Origin of the sequence: Corallococcus sp. AS-1-12, from assembly GCF_020036995.1 — a bacterium.
In the GTDB taxonomy this organism is placed as follows: domain Bacteria; phylum Myxococcota; class Myxococcia; order Myxococcales; family Myxococcaceae; genus Corallococcus.
Map to the genome: position 1 here is coordinate 108282 of NZ_JAIQDD010000013.1, position 21183 is coordinate 129464.

The 21183-nt window shown below is 69.3% G+C and carries 16 protein-coding genes; 3 read left to right on the plus strand and 13 right to left on the minus strand.

Annotated elements, in window-relative coordinates:
- Positions 1-2: 2 nt before the first annotated feature.
- Positions 3-2369 carry an SH3 domain-containing protein gene (locus K8556_RS21645; RefSeq protein WP_223741977.1) on the minus strand — a complete coding sequence of 789 codons (2367 nt, stop codon included), beginning with the start codon at positions 2367-2369 and terminating at the stop codon, positions 3-5.
- Between the two features lie 143 nt (positions 2370-2512).
- Here K8556_RS21645 and K8556_RS21650 point away from each other — a divergent pair, with 143 nt between their 5' ends.
- On the plus strand, positions 2513-3490 hold the full coding sequence (locus tag K8556_RS21650) for an alpha/beta hydrolase (RefSeq protein ID WP_223741978.1): 978 nt from the start codon (positions 2513-2515) through the stop codon (positions 3488-3490).
- Positions 3491-3496: 6 nt separating this feature from the next.
- Here K8556_RS21650 and K8556_RS21655 read toward each other — a convergent pair whose 3' ends face one another.
- The 6 genes from K8556_RS21655 to K8556_RS21680 all read right to left on the minus strand — a co-directional run bounded on the left by K8556_RS21655 (position 3497) and on the right by K8556_RS21680 (position 10783).
- A complete protein-coding gene (locus tag K8556_RS21655) occupies positions 3497-4531 on the minus strand; it encodes a hypothetical protein (RefSeq protein ID WP_223741979.1) in 1035 nt (344 codons plus the stop codon).
- Positions 4532-4644: 113 nt separating this feature from the next.
- Complete coding sequence (locus K8556_RS21660) at positions 4645-5550, minus strand: hypothetical protein (RefSeq protein WP_223741980.1); 906 nt, start codon at positions 5548-5550, stop codon at positions 4645-4647.
- A gap of 60 nt (positions 5551-5610) precedes the next feature.
- Entirely contained in the window at positions 5611-7080 is a 1470-nt protein-coding gene (locus K8556_RS21665; protein WP_223741981.1) for a matrixin family metalloprotease, read from the minus strand.
- A gap of 167 nt (positions 7081-7247) precedes the next feature.
- The gene (locus K8556_RS21670) at positions 7248-8372 is read right to left on the minus strand and encodes a phospholipid carrier-dependent glycosyltransferase (RefSeq protein WP_223741982.1); all 1125 of its coding nucleotides are present in this window, start codon (positions 8370-8372) and stop codon (positions 7248-7250) included.
- Positions 8373-8383: 11 nt separating this feature from the next.
- Entirely contained in the window at positions 8384-9856 is a 1473-nt protein-coding gene (locus K8556_RS21675) for an O-antigen ligase (protein ID WP_223741983.1), read from the minus strand.
- Between the two features lie 210 nt (positions 9857-10066).
- Positions 10067-10783: a hypothetical protein gene (locus K8556_RS21680; protein ID WP_223741984.1), complete on the minus strand. Its 717-nt coding sequence runs from the start codon at positions 10781-10783 to the stop codon at positions 10067-10069.
- 206 nt (positions 10784-10989) lie between these two features.
- Between K8556_RS21680 and K8556_RS21685 the strand changes: the two genes are divergently transcribed.
- The gene (locus tag K8556_RS21685; RefSeq protein WP_223741985.1) at positions 10990-12021 is read left to right on the plus strand and encodes an AraC family transcriptional regulator; all 1032 of its coding nucleotides are present in this window, start codon (positions 10990-10992) and stop codon (positions 12019-12021) included.
- A gap of 9 nt (positions 12022-12030) precedes the next feature.
- Here K8556_RS21685 and K8556_RS21690 read toward each other — a convergent pair whose 3' ends face one another.
- The 5 genes from K8556_RS21690 to K8556_RS21705 form a co-directional block, all read right to left on the minus strand.
- Positions 12031-15261, minus strand: coding sequence for a PQQ-binding-like beta-propeller repeat protein (locus K8556_RS21690; protein ID WP_223741986.1), 3231 nt, complete (start codon positions 15259-15261; stop codon positions 12031-12033).
- A 242-nt stretch (positions 15262-15503) separates the two neighbouring features.
- Positions 15504-15626 (minus strand): hypothetical protein, encoded by a 123-nt coding sequence (locus K8556_RS39190; RefSeq protein ID WP_255652006.1) that lies wholly within the window; start codon positions 15624-15626, stop codon positions 15504-15506.
- 41 nt (positions 15627-15667) lie between these two features.
- A complete protein-coding gene (locus K8556_RS21695; protein ID WP_223741987.1) occupies positions 15668-16366 on the minus strand; it encodes a hypothetical protein in 699 nt (232 codons plus the stop codon).
- A 97-nt stretch (positions 16367-16463) separates the two neighbouring features.
- Positions 16464-17423 carry an NmrA/HSCARG family protein gene (locus tag K8556_RS21700; RefSeq protein WP_223741988.1) on the minus strand — a complete coding sequence of 320 codons (960 nt, stop codon included), beginning with the start codon at positions 17421-17423 and terminating at the stop codon, positions 16464-16466.
- A gap of 35 nt (positions 17424-17458) precedes the next feature.
- Positions 17459-18745, minus strand: a complete 1287-nt coding sequence (locus K8556_RS21705; RefSeq protein WP_223741989.1) for an SET domain-containing histone-lysine N-methyltransferase — start codon at positions 18743-18745, stop codon at positions 17459-17461.
- Between the two features lie 165 nt (positions 18746-18910).
- Between K8556_RS21705 and K8556_RS21710 the strand changes: the two genes are divergently transcribed.
- On the plus strand, positions 18911-19441 hold the full coding sequence (locus K8556_RS21710; protein WP_223741990.1) for a sigma-70 family RNA polymerase sigma factor: 531 nt from the start codon (positions 18911-18913) through the stop codon (positions 19439-19441).
- A 16-nt stretch (positions 19442-19457) separates the two neighbouring features.
- Here K8556_RS21710 and K8556_RS21715 read toward each other — a convergent pair whose 3' ends face one another.
- Positions 19458-21173: an alpha/beta hydrolase gene (locus K8556_RS21715; RefSeq protein WP_223741991.1), complete on the minus strand. Its 1716-nt coding sequence runs from the start codon at positions 21171-21173 to the stop codon at positions 19458-19460.
- Between the last annotated feature and the right edge of the window lie 10 nt (positions 21174-21183).

Genomic DNA, 21183 nt, shown 5'->3' on the forward strand with positions numbered 1-21183 from the left:
CCTCAGGGAGACTTGTACCTGGCTTTGATGGCCGCGATGGAGCGCTCCAGCGCCTGGATCCGTTCGATGCTCAAGACCGGGCTCAGCCCCGGAGGTAGCGGGGGCGTGGTGGACGCCTGCCCCAGCTCCATCATGCGGGCGTGGATGTAGGCTTGGTTGAGGTACTGGAGGTATTGCGCTTGCTGCGCCTCGGTCAGCGCGGACATGGCGGTCTCCACGGGCTTGACCAGGTTCTGGAGCTCGACCTCGGCGGCCTTCGGCACGTTGCGCACGAGCGGCTTGCCCAGCATCACGTCGTACGGGATGTGCTCGGCGTTGGCGATCGTCAGCACCTCCTTGCCGATGATCTGCAGCTCGCCCCGGACCCCGTTGCCGTGCTTCAGGTAGGCGCACACCACCGTGTAGCCGCTCTCCATCAACTTCGACTCGGTGATGCGCAGGGGCGGCTTCCCACCTTCCAACGCGGCGATCTGCAACGCCTCCAGGTGCTCGGGCGTGAAGTAGGGCTTTCCTCCGGGGCCGTGGAGGTTGTTGATCTCGATGACCTCCACCTCCCCCAGCCGGATGGCCTCCGCGAGCCGGTTCACCACCCGCGTCATCGCCGCCGGTGACGTGTCCGACAGGACGAGCCGCGTCCCAATGGCATCCCAGAGGTTGGCGATGGCCTCCTGGACGGTGGAGACCTTCGCCCCGAACCTGTCGACCGCGCGCTGCAAGCGATTGGCCGCGGAGACCGGGTCCTTCGCGCGCGCCTGCACGGAGCCCATCTCCTTGAACACCCGCGCAATCAGGTTGCGAGCAGGCACCAGCTCCTTCTCGTAGAGGGGCGCGGCCTGCTCGGCGAGCTCCGCGATGGTCGGGGAAGGGGGCTTCTCGCGCTCACGCAGGCGCCTGACGACCTGGCGGGGGCCGGGCACCGGCGACTTGCCCGCGGAGTGATTGGCGGCGCGTTCCTTGAGCCACGACGCCAGGCGGGTCGAGCCGAAGGCCTTCTCCACCGCCGTGCCCTTGAGCGCCTTGAGCGCGGCGCCGACGCCCTTGGCCGCGGCCCACATCGCCAGGACCTCGACCAGGACGCCCGCGAGGACCCCGATGGTCTCGGCCAGCTCGCGCGCCGCCTCGTCCAGCCGCTGCGCGTTGCCGCGCGCGTCCCACACCTTGCCGAAGAACTTCGCGAACGCGGCGCCGACCTTCTTGAGCGAGTCGAAGATCCACTTGGCGAGGAAGGCCAGCCCCATCCACTCCAGGAGCGCGAGCCCCACCTCGAACCCCACTGCCGCGCCCGGCGCGGCACCCGCACCGCCCGCGAGCGCGCCCAGCGCGGCGCCCACCGCCGTGCAGATGGCGAGGAAGAGGATGGCGCCCACCGCCATCTCGAGGAGCGCGATGAGGACCGTGCGCAGGGCCTGCTCGACGTGCCGCGTGACCGCTTCGGGGATGTACTTCAGCGACAGCTTGATGGCCTCCCAGATGTCGCTCAGCAGCTCGGACACGCGCTGGAAGCCGGACGCGAACGCGTCCACCACGTTGAAGCTGTACGAGCCCGAGTTGACCGAGCCGCGCAGCCCCTTGGCGAACTCCTTGCTGGGGATCCAGATGTACGTGTCGGCCTTGAACTCGAGCGACTTCCAGCCCGCCGTGGTGTTGGGAATGGCCCGCCGGTTGACCTGGGCGAGCACGGCCACGAAGAAGCGCAGGTCCGCGCCCCACGCGTGCGCGACGTCGCCGTAGTAGGCCTCCGCGATGGCGATGGCCGTACCGCTCACGCCCCGGGTGACGCGGTGGAGGCGGGCGTTCGGCTCGGGCATCGGGTGGCGCGGCGCGGACCAGACGTAGTCGGCGGAGACGAAGCCCACGCGCCCGTCCCGCGTGCTCACCGACAGCCAGCCGCCGGGCATCTGCGCGATCACCTGCACGGGGGTGTTGAACGCCAGGCTCCCGAGGACGTTGTCGCCCTGCTCGGGGCTGGAGCGCAGTTGCAGGGCCGGCGCCTTGTTCCACATGACGATGCCCACGCCGTGCGCGGGCCGGGCCTCCGCGTCCAGCGGGCGGACGGGGAGGGCAGGCGCGGGCTTGATGACCGTGGGGGCGTTGGCGCGCGTCAGCCCCACGAGCTTCCCCGTCTTGAACGCATCCGACAGGCGCTGCTTCATCACGGGGTCGGCCGGCCACGTCGCGGAGCCCGGGGTCGCCGCGCAGGCGGTGTACATCTCCCGGACGGCCTGCCGGTGCGTGCGCATCCACCCGTCGATGCACATCTGCATCACGGCGGGCGCGACCCGGCGGCTCGCGTTCTTCGCCTCCGCGTCGTTCCAGAGGACGACGACGTAGGTGGCCCCGCCGCCGGAAAGTACCCACTGCTTCGACATGGCTTCCCTTCACGTGACGGGAGCCCCGGATGCTAGCCAGTTGACCGGGGGCGGGCCAGGGGCGGGCCCCCAGCACCCCGCGGCGCCCTGTTCCAGCCCAGGGAACGTTTGACGCGAGCGCGGAGGCTTGATCCTCTCCCCGGATGAGCGCTCACCCCATCGAGTTCGACCCCCAGTTGGCCGCCCTCCTGCCCGCGCTGGAGGGGTATGTGCCCCGGCGGATGACGCTGGATCAGTTGGAGCACTTCCGGGGCCTGAGCCGCGTGACCCGGGAGGACCTGATGGGAGACGCGAAGGTCCACTGCGTCGACTACGGCATCCCCGGCTATCAGGGCGCGGAGATCACGGTCTCGGTCATTGCCCGGCAGGGCCACTCGGTTCCGGGGCCGGCCGTCTATCACATCCATGGCGGCGGGATGGTGATGGGGACCCGCTTCGCGGGAGCGAAGCCGCTCGTGGACTGGGCGCTCCGTCATGATGCGGTCTGCGTGACGGTCGAATACCGGCTGGCGCCCGAGCACCCTGCGCCGACCCTGGTGGAGGACTGTTACGCCGGGCTGGTCTGGATGGCGGCGAACGCCGACCGGCTGCGGTTTGATCCGAAGCGGCTCGTGATCTTCGGCGGGAGCGGTGGCGGCGGGCTCGCGGCCGGAACCACGCTCCTGGCGCGGGATCGACAAGGCCCGAAGCTGTTGGGGCAACTGCTGCAGTGCCCCATGCTGGACGACCGCAATGAGACGGAGTCCGCCCGCCGGTATGACGGCGTCGGGGTCTGGGACCGCACCAGCAATGTGACCGCCTGGAAGGCGGTGCTGGGCGAGCGCTGGGGAGGCCCGGACGTGTCTCCCTATTCCGCGCCCGCGCGCGCCACGGACCTGCGGGGGCTGCCGCCGACCTTCATCGACGTCGCGGAAGGGGAGACGTTCCGGGACGAAGCCGTCGCCTACGCGCGCGGAATCCTGGCGGCAGGGGGCGAGTGCGAGCTGCACGTCTGGGGCGGAGCCTTCCACGGTTTCTACGACATCGCCCCTCGGTCCGACGTGGCGCGCGCCTGCATTTCGACGCGCGACGCATGGCTGGGACGGATGTTCGCCCGAGGGGCCACCCCGCCTGTCCCGTGACCGTGCTCAGGGTTGCGCGATGCCCGTCTCGTAAGCCTTGCGGACGGTCTGGGCACAGGCGCGTGACTTCTCGCCCTCCTCGTTGCCGAGCTGCCGGCTGCGGGCCAGGACCATGTACCGGGTCCTGGCGGCGTTCACCCAGGGGTAGAACCCGAAGGCCCCCGGCGACGAGTGGCCCGTCACGGTCCAGGTGCTGCTGACGGGCTCGCCCTCAATCCAGTGCCCGAGCCCGTAGTAGACCTCGCCCGCCGCGGTCCACGGCGTGAAGGCCACGTTGGGGCCTCCCGACCAGGCGGGGACGGAGTCCACGGTCAGCTTGGAGGACAGCGCGGTCTGGCCGTTGAGCAGCTTCTGGAGGAAGACGCGGTATTGCGCCGCGCTGCCGGAGAAACCCCCCGCCACGGCGACGTCGCTGTCGGACTCCGGGAAGGTGGTGCCCAGCAAGGGGTTGAGCCAGTCCATCACGCTCAAGAGGCCCGTGCCCTTGCGCGCGCCGATGTCATCCAGGGCCAGCTTCTGCATGTGGCCGCCGTTGTAGAAGAAGCGGCCGTTCTGGAGCGGGCGGTAGGTGACGTCCTTGAAGGAAGGCCCGTAGCACGCGGAGACGGTCGTCCCGGCGGCGTCGCACAGGGTGGTGTTCTCGTCGATGTAGCCGCTGGTGAAGTTGAGCCGCTTCTTCTCATCGGCGGTGAGGCTCGCGTACCCCTTGGACTGCACGTAGGCGCCCACGTACAGCCACTTGCTCGCGGACGCGATGGGCATCACCGTCGTGGCCGTGACGCCGCTGCCTTTCGTGAGGCCGTAGAGCGGCCCGGACCCGTCGCCAATCTCCCAGTAGAAGTTCCCGAGCGGCTTGCAGCCCGCCGCGTTGTTGGCCGTGTCCAGCGCGGCCTGTTCGTACACGGTGAGGGCCGCCTGCGACGTTCCCCAGGTCACGCCATCGATGGACTCGCCCGCGTCCCCCGGGCTTCCACAGCCAGCGGTGCCCAGGGTCCACAGCGCGCACGCCCAGATGAACTGCGTCACATTGCTTCGCTTCATGGGGAATTCCTCCAGGAAAGTCCCCCATGAACCCGGCCCGCGCGCGGAAGTTGCGCGGGAAACGCGCGGCTGTCCCGGCCCGCCTCGACTGCTCGAGGCGGGCCGGGGGTGGGTCAGAACGTCTTGTCGAGCAAGGCCTCACACGTCGAGGGGAGGACCCCGTCCTTCACGTGGAGCGCCACCGGGCCGGAGGCCGCACCGGGCTCCCACTGCGTGCGCACGAAGCACTTGCCCCCGACGTTGAGGACGTGGAGCCGCGAGGCCACCGCGCCCTCCGGCAGCGCGTCGAACACCAGCACCCCGTCTTGCTGGGTCTTCAGCGCCTGCCGCAGCGCGGCCGGCGTGTCGCTCCGCCCGTAGAAGCGGCCCGGCTTCACGCCCTCGGGAAGCGCGCCCAGCGACTCGCGCTCCGTCGCGGGAAGGGAGACCCGCACCGTCGCGGCGTAGCGCCGCACCTCGTCGAGGACGGCGGAGGGCGTGCCGCCGCGCAGCACCTCGTGCCGCACCGAGGCGCCCGTCAGGTCGACGCGCCCGTTCTCCCCCCGCAGGAGGACGAAGGCCCCCGGGACGAGCGGTGAGCGCCGCAGGAAGAACAGGTGCGTGCCTCCGCCCGGGCCCGCGATGTGGGCGCGCCCCGTGGTGAGGTCCGTCCCCGCCGCGGGCACGGAGACGACCAGGCGCGGGCTCCGCTCGCCGGGAGCGCGCTCCGTGTTCCGGTAGAGCTCCTCGTCCACCTCGAGCTCGAGCTGGTGCGAGTACCGCGGGCTCTTGCTCCCGGCGGCGAACGTCCGTGCGTCGAGGACCCCGGTGATGCGGCCCGTGACGATGACGTCCGACTGGGCCACGTACCCCTCGGGGCCGAAGACATACTCGCCATGGTCATCGTGGATTTCTCCCTGTGTCACCACGGGCCCGGGCCGGGCCTGCTCGGGGAGGAACCCTGTCGCCACGCCGGTGGCGCCCACACCCAGGACCGCTCCAAGGACGAGCGTCATTCCCTGCTTCTTGAAAGGCATCATGTCTGGCTTGCTCCAAAAGTCATTCACAGTGAGGTGTCGTGACAGGCCTGCGAGCGCCGCTCATGGAGCCGCCGTCACCAGCTTCGTGCTCGAGATGCCGCCGCCGACGTACGTCCGCTGATCCAGGGGATACGTGGAGTCCGTGCACCCGCTGCTGCAATCACGGACATACATATACGCGGTGCGGTTGTTGTCCGTGGCCCCGTGGATGATCTCCAGGCGGTTGCCGTTGATGATCTGGAGGTCCGGCGCGATGTTGAGGGTCCAGCCCCCGGCCACGTAGGTCCCGAGGTGCACGTAGCCGCCGAAGGCGTTGATGTAGCCCTCCGCGATGCGCAGCATGTGGTTGCCGTCCGCGGAGGGGAAGGCCATGAAGCAGCGGTTCGCGCCGGCCGGCGCCCAGTACCCGCAGTCGATGCCGACGGGCGCGTCGGTCCACTCCGTGTTCACCTGCGTGGGCGTCGTCCACGTGCCGGAGCTGGTGGAGGTGGAGATTCGCAGTTGGCCCGTGTTCCGGTCGATGAAGGCCATCACCAGCCGGCTGGTGCCCGCGTCGTACGCGAGGCTGGGACGGCGCCGGGACGACATCGTCGTCAGGGTGCGCGTCCCTTTGATGCAGCCCAGCAGGGCAGGGTAGATGTCCCGGTAGACGAGGATCTGTCCTCCGTCGTTGGCCGCGAGGAACGCCTTCGCGAAGCCACCCGAGGTGTCCTCGGAGACGGCCACGCCGTCGTACGTCCACTCATCCCAGTTGATGCACTCCGGGCTGACGCCGCCGGTGGAGGAGATGGCCAGGTGGGCCACGTTGCTGGTGGTGTCGCGGGTGGGGTCCGTCTCATAGGCCACCAGGGACCAGCCATCCGCGCGGGTCGCCACGCCGACGCTGCCGGACGTCTTCGCCACCTGGGTCCAGGCGCCGCCGGTGCGATCCCGCACGCGGATGGGGTAGTCCGCGATGTACTGCGCGTTCTGCCCGCCCGTCTTGTCATCCACGCGCGGGAAGCGCTTGGGATAGGCCTCGAAGACGTACTGCCCCTGCTTCATGATGGCCTCCTCCGGGTTGGAGGGATGGCCCAGCCCCAGGCAGTGCCCGAACTCATGAGAGAGGATGGACTGGATGTCCCAGGTGCTGGTGCGGTCGTCCGAGTAGCTCTGGGGGCTGTTGGTGTTCTTGTAGATGTCGAGGGCGCAGTTGTCCGAGAGCGGGACGTTGGTCGCGCGCCCGAGGCACCCCGAGGTGCAGTCGCCATCGCAGCACGTCTTCGCCTCGATCTCGATGTCCGACGCGCTGGGCGTCGTGTTGTAGAACGCGAGGTTGGTGGCGAAGCCCACGCCCACGTTCATCCAGGCCTGGAGGCCCGAGCGCGCCATGTGCATGGTGCGCGTGGCGTCCAGCCCGAAGTGGGTCTGGAACGGGCCGGCGATGACGTCAATGACATAGGGATTGTCACTCCACCGGCCCCCCGAGTTGAACACATAGGCGCTCACCGTGGCGGCGGGCAGGAATCCCATCAGGAAGACTGCGGTCAAGCCAGGTCGTTTCATCATTCCCCCACTGCGGCGTTCATGGCTCCCGTGCCCCGGAAAAGGGGCGAGGACGGGATGAACGAGATACGCAAGGACGCACCCTTCCTGGTCGCGTGGGGTGCGCCTGACGGGGACCGGCGGCGCGACAAGCGAGGCCCTCTTCCCAGACCTCAGTGACCGGGACTGGCGCGGGCCGACCTGCTTGCCTGGAGCCGTCTGGCTCCGGCCTTGACGAGCGTCCGCGCACCTTCCGCCGCGCAAACGCAGAGGGCCGGGAGGAGGAGCAACTGGTATTGCGGCCACTTCGTCGGCCACAGCAGCAGGAAGACGAAGCCGACGCCGGCCCAGACCGCCCACACCGGACGCGCGCGTGCCGTCGCCCGGGCTCCGGCGAGGGCCAGGGGGAGCAGCACCCAGGCATTGAGGCCGGTCGCGAAGACGCCGGCATGCCAGCGGGCGGGGCCGGGATGGATCAGATACATGAGCGGCTGGAACCAGGGCAGTTGCAGCTTCTGTACGTCTTCACCGTGGTTCGAGTAGGCCCAGTGGAACGTGACGGATTCCCACAGGGCTGACAGGGGCGCGGGCCAGAGCGCCGGGTCCGCCAGGAGGAACACCGCGACGGTGGGCATGGCGAGCGCGGCCCAGGCGCGCACCGGTGCCCGCGCATGCAGGAGGAAGGGCAGGAGCGTCAGCCCCACCACGAGGCCGTAGGGATATTTCCCCGCGGCGGCCAGACCCAGGAGGCTGCCCGTGGCGGCAAGCCATCCCTGACGCAGCGGTTCGCCGGCGGCGCGTGCCCGCTCGAAGGCCTGCACCGCGAGCAGCGCGAAGAAGCCGGGCACTGCCTCCAGGTACGCTTCCGCCGTGTAGGCCGCGTGGTAGGGATCGAACGCCAACAGCAGCGCCCCCAGGGGCGATACCGCCGCCGTGAGCGCGACCTGGAGGATGCCCGCAGCCGCCGACAGCCAGCGCGTCACCCGGAAGGCGGGCCAGGCGGGCTCGGGGACGGGACCGCGCGCCTGGAGGCTGCTCCACTCCGGTTCGGGCGCGCCGCTCGCCCAGAGCGCGGACGCGAAGAGCAGCTTCACCAGCGGCGGGTGTTCGAAGTTGCCCCGGTAGGCGCTCACGTCGCGCCAGTGGCCCGCCTTCAGCATCTCCGCGTAGTCGTAGGCCGCGGGCAGGTACACCAGCTCGTCGTGGTCCACGGGAAGGCGTTGCACCGCCTGGGCCCGCTGCCACGTCGCGCAGAGGGTGGCCAGGAGGATCAGCGCGAGCGCCCACCCTCGCTTCATTCGACCCTCTGTCATCGCGGCATCACCGGTTCGCAGGTGGGAGCCAGGGATGGCTCATGCCGCGGCTCACGCTCCCCAGGAGCGTCCAGCATCACGGCGAGCGCGCCCACGTACATCCAGAAGAACAGCGCGAGCGAGGAGATCCACAGCGTGTAGTCCGTCAGGGAATGCACCAGCGCGGCGAGGATGCCGACGACAAGCGCCTGGCCCAGGGGGCTCAGGTCTGGCGCGCGGGCCGCGCGTACGAGCAGCAGGCCCAGGGGGAGCGCGAACGCGACAAGCCCCAGCGGCCCCAACTCCGCGAACACCTGGAGGAACATGTTGTGGGCCTGCTCGTGCGCGACCCGTCCGGCGATGCCATGCGGGTAGAAGCCCCCCAGGTCCTGGAAGAAGTTGCCCAGCCCCACGCCGAACAGCGGGCTGTGCTGGAGCATGTTGAGGGCGGCCCTGAAGAGGAAGTAGCGACCGTCGGAGGTGGTGTTGAGCTGTTCCGGGGACCAGGTCGCCAGCAGGAATCCGCCCAGGCACGCAACCCCTACCATCGCGGCCCCGATGAGCAGGCGTGACGTCCGCGCCCAGCGCGTCTTCGCGGGCCGGAAGAAGACCGCGTAGAGCAGGGGCGCGATGAGGGCGCCCAGCAAGGCCCCCTCCGAACGGGACAGGTAGAGCATCACCGCTCCACCCACCGCGCTCACGATGGCCACCCCCCGGGCCATGCGGCTCCGCGCCGTGAGGGCGAGCCCCACCGCCAGGGGGAGGATCAGCAGCAGGTAGGTCCCGAACTGATTGGGTCCCGAGAAGACGGACATGGCCCGGTTCACGCCCTGGAAGTACCGGGAGTTGTCGGCCACCACGAAGAAGAGCGCGCCCAGGCCCATCACCACGACCGCGGACCCCAGCAGCGTGAGGGCGAGGGTCTCCACGTCGTCTCGCGTGAGGTTCGCCCGGACGAAGCCGAACAGGAGGAAGGCTTCCAGGAAGATGAAGAGCTGGCGGAGCGGGAACAGCAGGGCGAGCGGCGGGTTGCGGAACACGATGGCGTCCAGACGGAAGTCGGAAAGCGTCGCGCCCTCGGTCCAGACGCGCGCCGTGCTCGCCGCGAGCGCCGAGCTGGTGGCCACCGCGAGGAACAGCAGGACCGAGCCATCGACAAGCCCCGCGTCAGGCAGCGCCGCGCGGCCTTGGAGGGCCCACGCGAACCAGAGCAGGAAGAAGGCCAGCAGGCAGACCTCCAGCCCGGGGGTGATCATGTACATCTCCCGGGTGCTGCCGAACTGCAGGAAGGGGAGCGCGAAGGCCAGGGCGAAGAGCGGCTGTTTCATGTTCCGGCGCGACAACAGCGCCAGCACCGCGAACACCGCGAGCAGCCAGTAGCTCTTCGAGTGTTCAAGCTGGCCCACGATGATGGGCACGAACAGCGCGGCCAGTAACGCGATGGCGGCCCGGGCCATGGGCCCCGGAGGCCGCGTGGGACCCGACTTCATTGTCGCAATCATGTGGGAGGCCAATGCGTTGAAATTTGAATAATCTGCCATAGTAGATATTCATGTTCAACCCGTTGAGCCGCCGTTCGCGCCTTCAGCCGAGCGCGCGCAGCGTGTCCGCCGCCCGGCGCAGGTCCTCTTCGATGTGGATTCGCGCCTGGGCCCGCGCCCGCTCGTCCGGCATGCGCAGGAGCGCCGAGTAGCGGGGCGTCACGGCCAGAAGCGGACCAGCCCAGGCTCTGGCACCGTCTTCGCGAGCAGACAGCCATTCGGCTCGCGGATGAAGCCAGACACGGAGTTCAGCCGGACGTCCAATCGGACGAGGCCGTTGACGCCAAACCCCGGGTCCACCGCCCCGTGCCGGGTGAAGCGGACCACCGCCAGCCCTCCACCCGCCTCAATCTGTCCCACCGTGTAGGGCGTGCCCGCGTCATCAAAGAACAGCTCATTGGCCGAGCCGAGGGCGAGCTGGCGCGGCGGCATCGTGGTGCTTCCCGTGCCCAGGTAGATGCGCGTGCCGGTCTCGTCGTACCACTGCACGAGGAGCTCATAACCTGGGGCATTCGAGTTGAGGAGCGAGACGAACCGGCCGTGCCCGTCCGTGGCGACGTTCCGATGGAGATTGGGGCTGCTCTCCACCGACCACTCGGCCTTCCCCGTCTTTCCGTCCATGCGGACGAACCCCAGTCCGTGGTTGCCCGGGCTGACCGTGTCGAAGAGCGAGACGGCGATGACCACGGTTCCGTCCTTCCGCTGGAGTGCCTCGCGGAGCTGGGTGAAGCGCTGTTCATAGGCCGGGAGCGCGTACGTGGCCCGCCCCTCCGTCCCGAACCCCGCGACGGGCCTGCCATCCGCATCCCACCGTTGCACGGCGAAGACGTAGGGACCGCTCTGGGTCGGGTCGTAGTACGTCAGGGCCACCGACACTCGGCCCGCCTTGTCCACGAGGAGCTTCACGAGGGAACGGGAAGCGGCGTTGAAGCGCGTTGACGCGACGCCCTCATCATGGCTGGAGGCCCAGTCGATTCACCGCTACGGCTTCGCTGACCGAGCTGCTCAGCGCTGGCCCGGGTGCGGTCCGCAACGTCACGTTCGCCGTCGGTCTAGCGGCCCAGGAGGGATATGTTCCTCCCATGTCGCGGCCACGCGCATCACTGACCGTTACGAGCCTGCTGCTTGCTCCCCATGTCGAAGTCGCGCGCAGGCACGACGTTCCGCTTGACGACCTCTACAGCGCGCATCACGTCGAGCCAGCGCACCTGCAGGACCCGGAAGTGCGCGTGCCGCTCGCACTCGTCTATGACATCTGGCGGGAGATGGGGCGCGGGAGGGGCGAGCCGCATCTCGGCCTGCGCCTCGCCGCCGAGTACGACTCCAGGCGTTTCGATGTCATAGGCTACGTGGTCGCGAGCGCGCGGACCGTCGGCGAAGCGCTCGACGCCATCCTCCGCTATCAGCGGCTCCTGTTCAGCTTCCAGCCGCTGTCCCTGGTCATTGACGGCGACGAGGCCCGCTTCGTCACCCAGCCTCCCCCGGCGGGCCCCGGGACTTCGATGCCCGGCGACCTCGAGGACTTCACCCTCGGCGGCATCCTGACGATCCTGCGGCGGCTGTTGAGGAGGGACGTGGTGCCCCGGTCTGTCCGGCTGCGCCACCCGGCTCCCGCGGACACGCGCCCCTACCGCCGCTTCTTCAACACGGAGCCGGAGTTTGGTGCCGAGGTGAATGAGTTCGCCTTCGATGCCGGCCTGCTGTCCTCCCCGGTGCCCGGCGCGGACCCGAGCCTCCACCGCGTCGTCGCGCGCCACGCCGACGACCTGCTGGCGCGGGCTCCGAGCAGCCTTCACTTCGTCGACGAGGTGCGGCGCCAGGTCCTCCAATCCCTCCGGCTGGGCATGCCCACCGCCGCGGACGTCGCGCGGGGGCTCTCCCTGAGCTCGCGCAGCCTGGCGCGCCGCCTCGCCGATGAGGGCACGAGCCTCTCTTCCCTCATCGACGAGGTCCGCCGTGAGCTGGCGCTCACCTGGCTCCGGCAGGCCGACCGCAAGACGCTCGACATCGCCTTCATGCTCGGCTTCTCGGAGGTGAGTGCCTTCCACCGCGCTTTTCGCCGATGGACCGGCACCACCCCCGCTGAATTCCGCCGGGCTCACGCCGCCGGGTGAGGGCGGGGGCTACCCCGCGGCTGCAGCCGCGAGCCGGGGCTCGGGACTCGCGTCGTTCACGACCCAGGTGCTGAGCGCGCCAAGAATCAGGGTCGTGAGGTCGCCGGCCATGTCGAAGCCGGCCACGATCGCGCGGAACATCTCGGAGTCCTTGATGAGCCGGATCGGCTTGGCGATGAACGGGACCACGCTGGCGATGTCGGCGATCAGGATCAACCCGCCCTTCCCCATATAGGAGTCGGGACGAAGGACCGCGAGGAACACGTAGAACCCGACCATCCCAATGCCATAGGCGCACGCGTACCAGGGCGTGAACGTGTTGGCGCATGAGAAGAACAACGGGATCAGCTCCAGGATGACCAGGATGAAGTCGGAGATCTCCAATTGACCCCACGGCAGCCCCAGGAAGATGGTCATCGTCCCCGCCGCGTAGGCGAACAGCGCCATGCGGTTATAGAGGGGATTGTCTTGTTTGGAGTCCTGCAGCTCGACCATCGCATCCAGGGGCGTGTACAGGGTGTACGCGAACGTGTACGCGAGCGGAATCAGCATCTGGAGCCCGTCGGGCGAACCCGCGGACGCCGTGCGGTGAAGCGCACGCGCGACGATCGTCGTCGGGATCGCGACCACCAGCGTGCACGCATCCAGGGCGCTCAGTTCGCTGCCGACGAGCTTCTTGTAGATGGACGAGATCACCGGGACGCGCACCGGCTGGTCCAGCAGCGCGAGGAGCTGGCCGGCGAGCCCGCGCATCATCACCATGAAGGCCTCCGCCATCGCCGTGGCCAGCCCGAGCAGGACCTTGGCCAGGTCGCGGAACACGCTCAGCAGGTCGGCCAGCGTGGTCTGGAGGAAGCCCGCGGGGTCGGTGACCAGCCGCTCGAAGTCATGGAACACCGCGGTGACATCGGCTCCGAGCTGCGGCAACTGGTCTCCCACGTTCTGCTTCACCGCGTCGATGAACGTCCGCACGGCGGAGACGATGGGCTCGAACGGGGATGCCCCCATCTCGAGCGTGGCGTCCTTGAGCTTGGACATCGCCCAATGGCTCTGGACGTATGACTTCGCGCCGCCCGCGCTGAAGTAGAGCATCGGGTCGGTGTGGCCGGCGCGCTCCGACTGGCAGCTCTTGTCCTTGAGCTCCGAGATGACCTTGTCGAAGAACCCATCGATGCCGTCGTCCGCGTCGCGCAGGAGCTGCTTGACGCCGGAGATGCCGCTCGTGATCTCGTCGTCGATCCACTTCTGGAGCATCCCGACGCGATCGCGCAGGTACGACTTGAGCTGATGGTGGGTCTCGATGAACGCCGGCCAGTCGAAAAGGTAGCTCAGCCACTGGACCACGGCTTCGATTCCGGACACGAGGTCCTTGAGCACGCCCAGCACCACGTCGAGCGCCTGCTCGACGGTGTGGACCGTGAACTTGTAGAACCCCTTCGCGACGCTGACGACCGCCTCCGCCGACTCGACAGCGAAGTCCCACGCGACGCTCGCGACGTGCTCGGCGCCATGGACGACGTTGCTGACGAACTCCTTGAAGCCTCCGAGCAGCCCTCGAGACGCCTCGGCCCCGGCGCGCAAGGTCTCGCGGCGCGCCCCGATGAGCTGCGAGAAGCTCACCTGGCCGCCGGTGAGGTTCAGATCCCAGTGCGCGATGGCGCCCGGCGAGAGCGGGCGGGACGTCCCGCCGCCACGGGCCTCGTACACGGTGTTGGGCATGGCGCTGGGGTACGCGAGGTAGCGCGTGCGATCGTTCGTGCGGCGAGCATCCAGCCGCTGGGTCCCGAGCGTGTTGCGGATGAACTCCGCGATCCCGTGCCGCTGCGCCTCCGGCTGGTACTGGTCGAGCAGCACCGGGTTGCCGCGGAAGTCCCTCGCGGCCTCCGGCGCGAGGTCCTTGGACTGCACCGTCGCCAGCCGCGCCAGCACCTGCTCGTCCGGGTAGATGACGATCGACTCGTTGGGGAGCATGAAGCCCGACCACAGCATCAGCGCGGGCGACGAGACCTTGAGGGGCTCCGTGATGAGGGTCAGGTCGCCCGAGGCGCCCGTCGTGACCCACACGGGCTTGTCGGGCGCGACGTCGTGCCACGTGCCTTCGATCCGCACCCGGACCGGCATGCTCGCCGTGACCTGGACGGTCTGGAGCGGTCGCGGGACCTTGTCCTCGTCCATGAGCACCACGTGGGTCCGGAACGAGCTGGTCAACGGCACGGGCGTCGGGCTCTCGTCGTCGTACTCCTCGACGATGAGCTCCGACTCCACGAGGAACTCGCGGATCGTCCCCGTGAGGTTCACCGCCGTCAGCAGGTCCTGCCGGCCCGCCTGGAAGAAGTACGTCACGCCGCCCTGCAGCGTCAGCGGCGACAGGGTGGTCACATCCGGAGGCAGGGTGTAGACCATCGCCTCCTGCCCATGGCTGACCAGGTCGACCGCGATGACACGCGCGGGCAGGCCGCTCGTCGGCTCGGCCGCCAGGTACAGCAGTCCGTCGCGCGCGATGAGCGGCGTGTTGAGCGTGGCCTCCGCATCGAAGCTGAACGACGGGACGCGCTGCCCGGACACGGTGTCGAGCGCGAAGAGGGCACCGGTCTTCGTGGCGCAATAGACCGCGCCATCGGCGACCACCAGGGACGGCAGCAGCAGGTCGGGCTTGCCCGCCGCGTAGGCCCACTTCAGCGCGCCGGTCGTGAGGTCGAGCGCGCGCACCGAGCCGTCGGTGAAGCCCAGGACCACCATCCCATCCCCCGCGGCGGGGGCCGTCCACGGGAAGGTACCGGCGTCGTAGTACCAAAGGAGCGTCCCGCGGTGCAGGTCGAAGCAGAACACCATGTGAACGCCGTCGGCGCTAACGCTCATGATGAGCGATTGGCCCACGGCGATCGCATCCGAGTCGGCCTGCGAGACATCACCGATGATCAGGTACTTCCAGGCGAGCGTGCCGCTCCGGTCCACGGCGTAGATCGTGGCTCCGAGCCGGAACACCACGAGGCCGTCGAACATGTAGAGCTTCGGCGTGTCGGACGCGATGGTCCCGGTCGCGTAGCGCCACACCTCGCGCCGGGAAACGACGTCAATGGCATGGAGCACGTCGGTGTCCTTGCCCACGACATACGCCACGCCGTCGCTGACGAGCAGCGCGTCCGTGAACAGCATGCCGGCCGGCGTCGTGTAGAGCGGGGTCTCCTCGCGCGACCGGAGATCGACGGACAGGAGGGCCGAGTTGGTCGGCCGTTGCATGGAGTCTACGAGCTGCCTGAGAAGGTAGAACCGCCCGTCCGAGAGCACGGGCGCGTGCGAGCCAAATCCAACCGGGAGCTGCCAGACATCGGTGACATCCGAAATGCGCTGTGAACCCATCATCGCCTCCATTGAGAAGTGGAAAAGCGAGAGGGAGATTAGGGATTGGGACCTGGGGCCTCATTGACCGCGCCTGCCAAAACCTTGACCGGGACCGCCATGCGATGGTCGAACCCGCGCTTTCACCCGAGCGCGCGCAGGGTGTCCGCCGCCCGGCGCAGGTCCTCCTCGAAGTGGATTCGCGCCTGGGCCCGCGCCCGCTCGTCCGGCATTCGCAGGAGCGCCGAGGGGTGGAAGGTCGCCATCCATGCCTTCGCCCACGGTGTTTCGAAGACCTGGCCCCGGCTCAGGTTGATGCGGAAGCCCGGCCCGAGGAAGGACTGCGCCGCCTCTGGCCCGCGGGGGCGAACTTCGGCGCCTTGGGGCTCTCCTGGCGCTCCGCCCGGGATTGCTCCACCCGGGCGGAGATCTCCTTCATCGTCCCGCCGGTGACGGCGAAGCTCTTCTCCGGCGCGAGCTTCTTCAAATCGCCGTCCGTCGGCAGCTCGATGTTGGCGCTCAGCCGGTCCGCGTACCGCCCCGCCGCGTCGATGAGCTCCTGGGACGCGCCCGGCACCGCCTTGAGGTGGATGTAGCCCTGGAAGCCGTGCACCTCTCGCGGCGTGCGCGCCACCTCGATGAGCTGCTCCATCGTGTAGTCCGGGCTCTTGATGACACCGGAGCTCAGGAACAGCCCTTCGATGTAGTTGCGCTTGTAGAAGTCGAGCGTGAGCCGCACCACCTCCGCGGGCGTGAAGCGCGCCCGGGCGGTGTCGCTGGAGATGCGGTTGATACAGTACTGGCAGTCGTAGATGCAAAAGTGGGTCAGCAGGATCTTGAGCAACGACACACACCGGCCATCCGGCGTGTAGCTGTGACAGATGCCCATGCCCTCGACGCTGCCGAGCCCGTCCTTCCCCGCCTTGCGCTTACCGCCGCTGCTCAAGCACGAGGCGTCGTACTTCGCGGCATCCGCGAGGATCTCCAGCTTCTTGCGCACGTCCATGGAGCCAGAACCTGGCAACCGTCCCTGACGTGACGACGCAAAGGCATACAGCAGGCAGGGCGTTCGGGTGCTCGGCCGCTCCGCGAGCGCTGAAGCGTCACGCCGCGCGCACGAAGCGGGCCTTGTTGCGTTCGATCCACCGGGCCAGCGGCTGCACGTGGGGATTCAACTCATGGGTGACGCCGGGGTCCCTGGCGGCGCAGTACTCCGGAGCGAAGTCCCGCATGAACTGGAACATGTTCGCGAGCTCCGGCGCGCCGGGGAAGTTGAACGTCCGGTAGACCTCCGGCTCGATGGAGTGGAAGACGACCTCCTGTCCCAGCACGTGCTTCAGCGTCCGGGCGATCTCCTGGCCCGTCAGGTGTTCGCTGGCCAGTCCCACCGTCCGCCCCGCCCAGGACTCCGGCCCGCGCTGGAAGAGGCCGTGGACGCATCCGCCCACGTCCTCCGTCGCGATGCCGGGCAGCTTCCGGTCCTCCGTGGGCAGCACGAAGTCGAACGTGCCGTCGGCGTTGCGCTTTCCTCCCAGGCCGAATGACAGCAGGTTCTCCCAGGAGAACGACGTGCGCACGAACGTCACCGGCAGGTCCAGGCCGCTGAAATACGCGTCGGCCGCGCCCTTCACGTCGAACTGCGGCACGCGGTAGTGCCCCTTGAGCAGCGGCATCCGCTTGTCCTCCGGAGGGATGAAGCGCCGGGTGTCCTCCTGGGTGGACCAGATGACGTGCGCCACCCCCGCCTCCTTCGCGGCGTGCGCCATCGTCCGCGCCTGGGCCAGCTCTCGCTCCGGGTCGGGCTTCTCCCAGTAGCTGGTGACGCAGAAGGCGCCGTGCGCTCCGGTGAACGCGGCCTTCAGGCTCTTCGCGTCGCTCACGTCCGCCGCGACGACCTCCGCGCCCAGCTTCGCCAGCCGGCGCGCCAGCTCCGAGCCCGGCTTGCGCGTGAGCGCGCGCACCCTGAAGCCGCCCTGCGTGTCCGCGAGGATGGCGCGCGCGAGGCTGCCTCCCTCTTCGCCCGTCGCTCCCACCACCGCGATGATCTTCTTGTCCATGGTCATGTCCTGTCGTCCTGAAGTCTGGGGATGAAGCCGGCTCAGCCGCCCACGGCGGGGACGGGCGGGGTGGGGCACAGCGCGGGGACGAAGGCGCGCGCGAGGCCCGCGTAGGCGTGCAGCAGCCGCTTCTCCCCGCGCCGCAAGAGCAGGCAGTTGCGCGCGTTGCGCGACAGGTCCGCCTCCTGGAGCAACCGCTCGTCCTCCTCCAGCGTCGTCTCGAAGCCCGCGAGCCGCGCCTCGCACGCGTCGTGGAGGGCGCGGAAGACGCGCTCCTCCGTCTCCGCGCTCAGCGGCGGCACCTCGCCCAGGCCCTGCTCCTCGCGGGCCTCCTCGGCGAGTTGGGCCAGCTCCCGCGCGTTCGCGCACGCCACGCGCAGGAAGGAGAACATCGCCACCGTGGAGGCGTGCCCGTACTGCAGCGGCACCTCGAAGCGGCGCCGCGACGGCGGAGTCGCCAGCGCGAGCAGCTCCCGCTTCCCCTCCGCCTCCTCGGCGTCCTCGGACACACCCAGGTAGAGCACAAGCGTGTCGTCCGGGTTGTCCTCCGGCACGAAGCCGTAGCTCAGGAGGAACCGGTAGCTGGGCTTGGTGCCATAGCTGATGTGCAGCTCCTCGCCCGCGGCCACCGGCTCCTGCGCCACCAGCACGAAGGACTCACCGTCCTCCGAGTTGCCCCACACCAGGCGCGGCGAGGCCCGGTGGTTGAGCATGTCCGCCACCGGCACGAAGCACCGCGTGAGCTTGCCCGCCACCGTCAGGCCGAAGGTGCGGCTGATCAACACGTGCTGCGCCCAGAGGTACGCGTCCGGCGTGAAGCGCGTGAAGCCCGGCACCCGCTCCGCCAGCGTGGCGTAGCGCGCGAGCAACATCTCCTTCCACCGCGCCACCTCGCGCAGCGCGGACGAGCCCTGGAGCAGCGACAGCTCCTGCGCGTCGAAGAACAGCGGCAGGTGCGGGAACGCGCGGGGCAGCACGTCCAGGTAGGGCCTCCAGACCGAGTCCTCGCGCTCCTTCTCCTGGAGCAGGAACGCCGCCAGGTAGCACTCCTCGCGCGTGTCGGGCGCGTGCGCGTCGATGAGCCGGCCGATGTCCGACGCCCTGGCGACGTCCAGCGTCACCAGGCACGCGCGCGGCACCCGCAGCACCTCTTCTCCCGCCGCGATGGGCGCCCTGGCGAAGACGCCGCGCTCGTCGCCCTCCAGATGACCCACCCACAACTTCGGGAAGCTCGCGCCCGCCTGCCTGCTCCACTCGAGCGCGAGGTGTTCCTTCAGGGGGTTCTCTTCCTCGAGGGTGTCCTGCTCCGCTTCCTGTCGCGCGCTCATTGGCTCCGCCGTGCGTTCGGGGGGTGAACGCCGGGAAGACGCGGGTCGCTACGACTTGTGATTTCCCGTGGATTTCCTGGGTGACCTTTTCAGGGAGGGTTCAAGGGGTATTCACAGACATCTCGCTGCGCCGTTTCCAGATGCACTTTTGGAGCCCTGGAAACCGTGAGAGAAAACAACAATCCCTCTTTCTGGCGTGTGTGGGAGCAGCACAAGGAGCCGTTGTTCCAGCAGGCGCTGCGGCTGATGGGAGGGAACGTGGTGGACGCGGAGGACGCGGTGGACACCGCGATGCTCCGGGCCCACCAGAACTACGTGTCGCCCGGGAAGATCCTCAACCCGAGGGCCTGGTTGGGACGCATCCTCCACAACGTCTGCATGGACATCCACCGCGAGCGGCAGCGCTGGGGGGACACCGAGGAGTGGATGGAAGACCTGGAGCCCGCGGAGCTCCAGACGCAGGAGTTGCCCGACGCGGGCCTGCTCCAGAGCGAGAGCGCCGCGGCGGTCCACGAATGCATCCAGGCGCTGCCCCCCAACCTGCGGGTGCCCCTGGTGATGCGCTACCTCCAGGACATGTCCTATGCCGACATCGCGGAACAGCTCCGGTTGACCAGTTGCAACGTGAGAAAGCGCATCCAGCTCGCGTACGGAATCCTCCGGACCACCCTTTCGCAAGAGCCGTGCCCCCGCTGAGCACGGCTCGCGCAGCTCATTCCGGGAGGAGGCGCGAGCGCACGTAGCGCCCTGGCGCCGCTTCGATGATGCGCGCGCCTCCCTGTCCGGGGACCCGGGCCGGGACGCGTCCTCCCGAGCGCTCGGACTGCCAGGCATCCCAGTCCGTCCACCACGAGCCCGGGCGCTCCACCGCGTCCTGAAGCCACGCATCCGCGTTCGCGTGTGACGCAATCCCATCCGCGTCCGATTCAATCCCATCCGCGTTGAGGGCGGACGCGGCTGCGTTCCCGGAAGACGCAGCCGGCCGGAGCTTCGGGACCCAATGGCGATACCGGTTCGCGGACGGCGGGTTGATGACGCCCGCGACATGGCCCGAGCCCGCGAGCACGAACCGCACCGGCCCCTGGAAGTGCCTTGCTCCCCGGTACACCGAGCGGAAGGGCGCGATGTGGTCCTCCCGGCAGGCTTGCACGTAGAGGGGCGTCTTCACGCGGCCCAGGTCCAGGGGGATGCCCGCGAGCGACAGCGCGCCCGGCTGGACCAGGCGGTTGTGCAGGTACAGCTCCCGCAGGTACGTCGCGTGCGCGCGCGCGGGCATGCGCGTGGGGTCGGTGCTCCACGCCAGGAAGTCGCTGGGGGCCGGCTCCCGGCCGAGCAGGTAGTTGTTCACCACGAAGGGCCAGACCAGGTCCTTCGCCCGGAGCAGGTTGAAGGTGGTCATCATCTCCAGCCCGTCCAGATAGCCGCGCCCGCGCATGCGGGCCTCCAGCCGCTCCAGTTGTGGCGCGTCGATGAAGGCCCCCAGGTCCCCGGGTTCGCTGAAGTCCACCTGCGTGGTGAGCAGCGTCGCGCTGGCGATGAGCGCGTCATCCCGGGCGGCGAGCCACGCGAGCCCCGACGCCAGCAGCGTTCCTCCGATGCAGTAGCCCAGCGCGGAGACCCGCTCCTCGCCGGTGACGCGGCAGACGGCCTCCAGCGCGGCGATCAACCCGTGCACGAGGTAGTCCTCCCAATCCACCTCCGCGTGCGTTTCGTCGGGGTTCACCCAGGAGATGAGGAACACCGTGTAGCCGCGCTCCACCGCCCAGCGGACGAACGAGTTCTCCGGGCGCAGGTCCAGGATGTAGAACTTGTTGATCCACGGCGGCACCACCAGCAGCGGCTGACGGTGGACGGTGGGCGTGGTGGGCCGGTACTGGATGAGCTGGAACAGGCGCTCCTCGTGGACCACGTCGCCCGGCGTGGTGGCCAGGGTCTCTCCCAGCCGGAACGTCCGCCGGTCCGTCATGCGCGTCGCGAGCTGGCCCTGGCCCCGCGCCAGGTCCTCGCACAGCGCCTGGAGCCCCTTGAGCAGGCTCAGGCCATGGGACTCGCGCGCGGCGCGGAGCACCTCCGGGTTGAGCGCGGGGAAGTTGGACGGCGACAGCGCGTCGGTGAGCTGGCGCGCGTAGAAGCGCGCCTGGTGCGCGGTGTGCCGGTCCACGCCCGGTGCTTGCGCCACCAGGTCCTCCAGCCAGCCCGCGCCGGTGAGGTACGCGCGGCGCAGGCCGTCGAAGAGGGGCTGCTCCCGCCACGCCGGATCCCGGAAGCGGCGGTCCGGGGCGGGTGGGGCGGGCTCCGGTGGGGTGTCCCCGCGCAGGGCGCGTCCCCACAGGTCGAGTCCCGCCGCGAGCATCCGCTGGGGATCCAGCGCCAGCCGGAGGAGGACTTCCAGGAAGGCGCGCCGCATGGGCTCCAGGGATGCGTGCATTCGCGGGCTC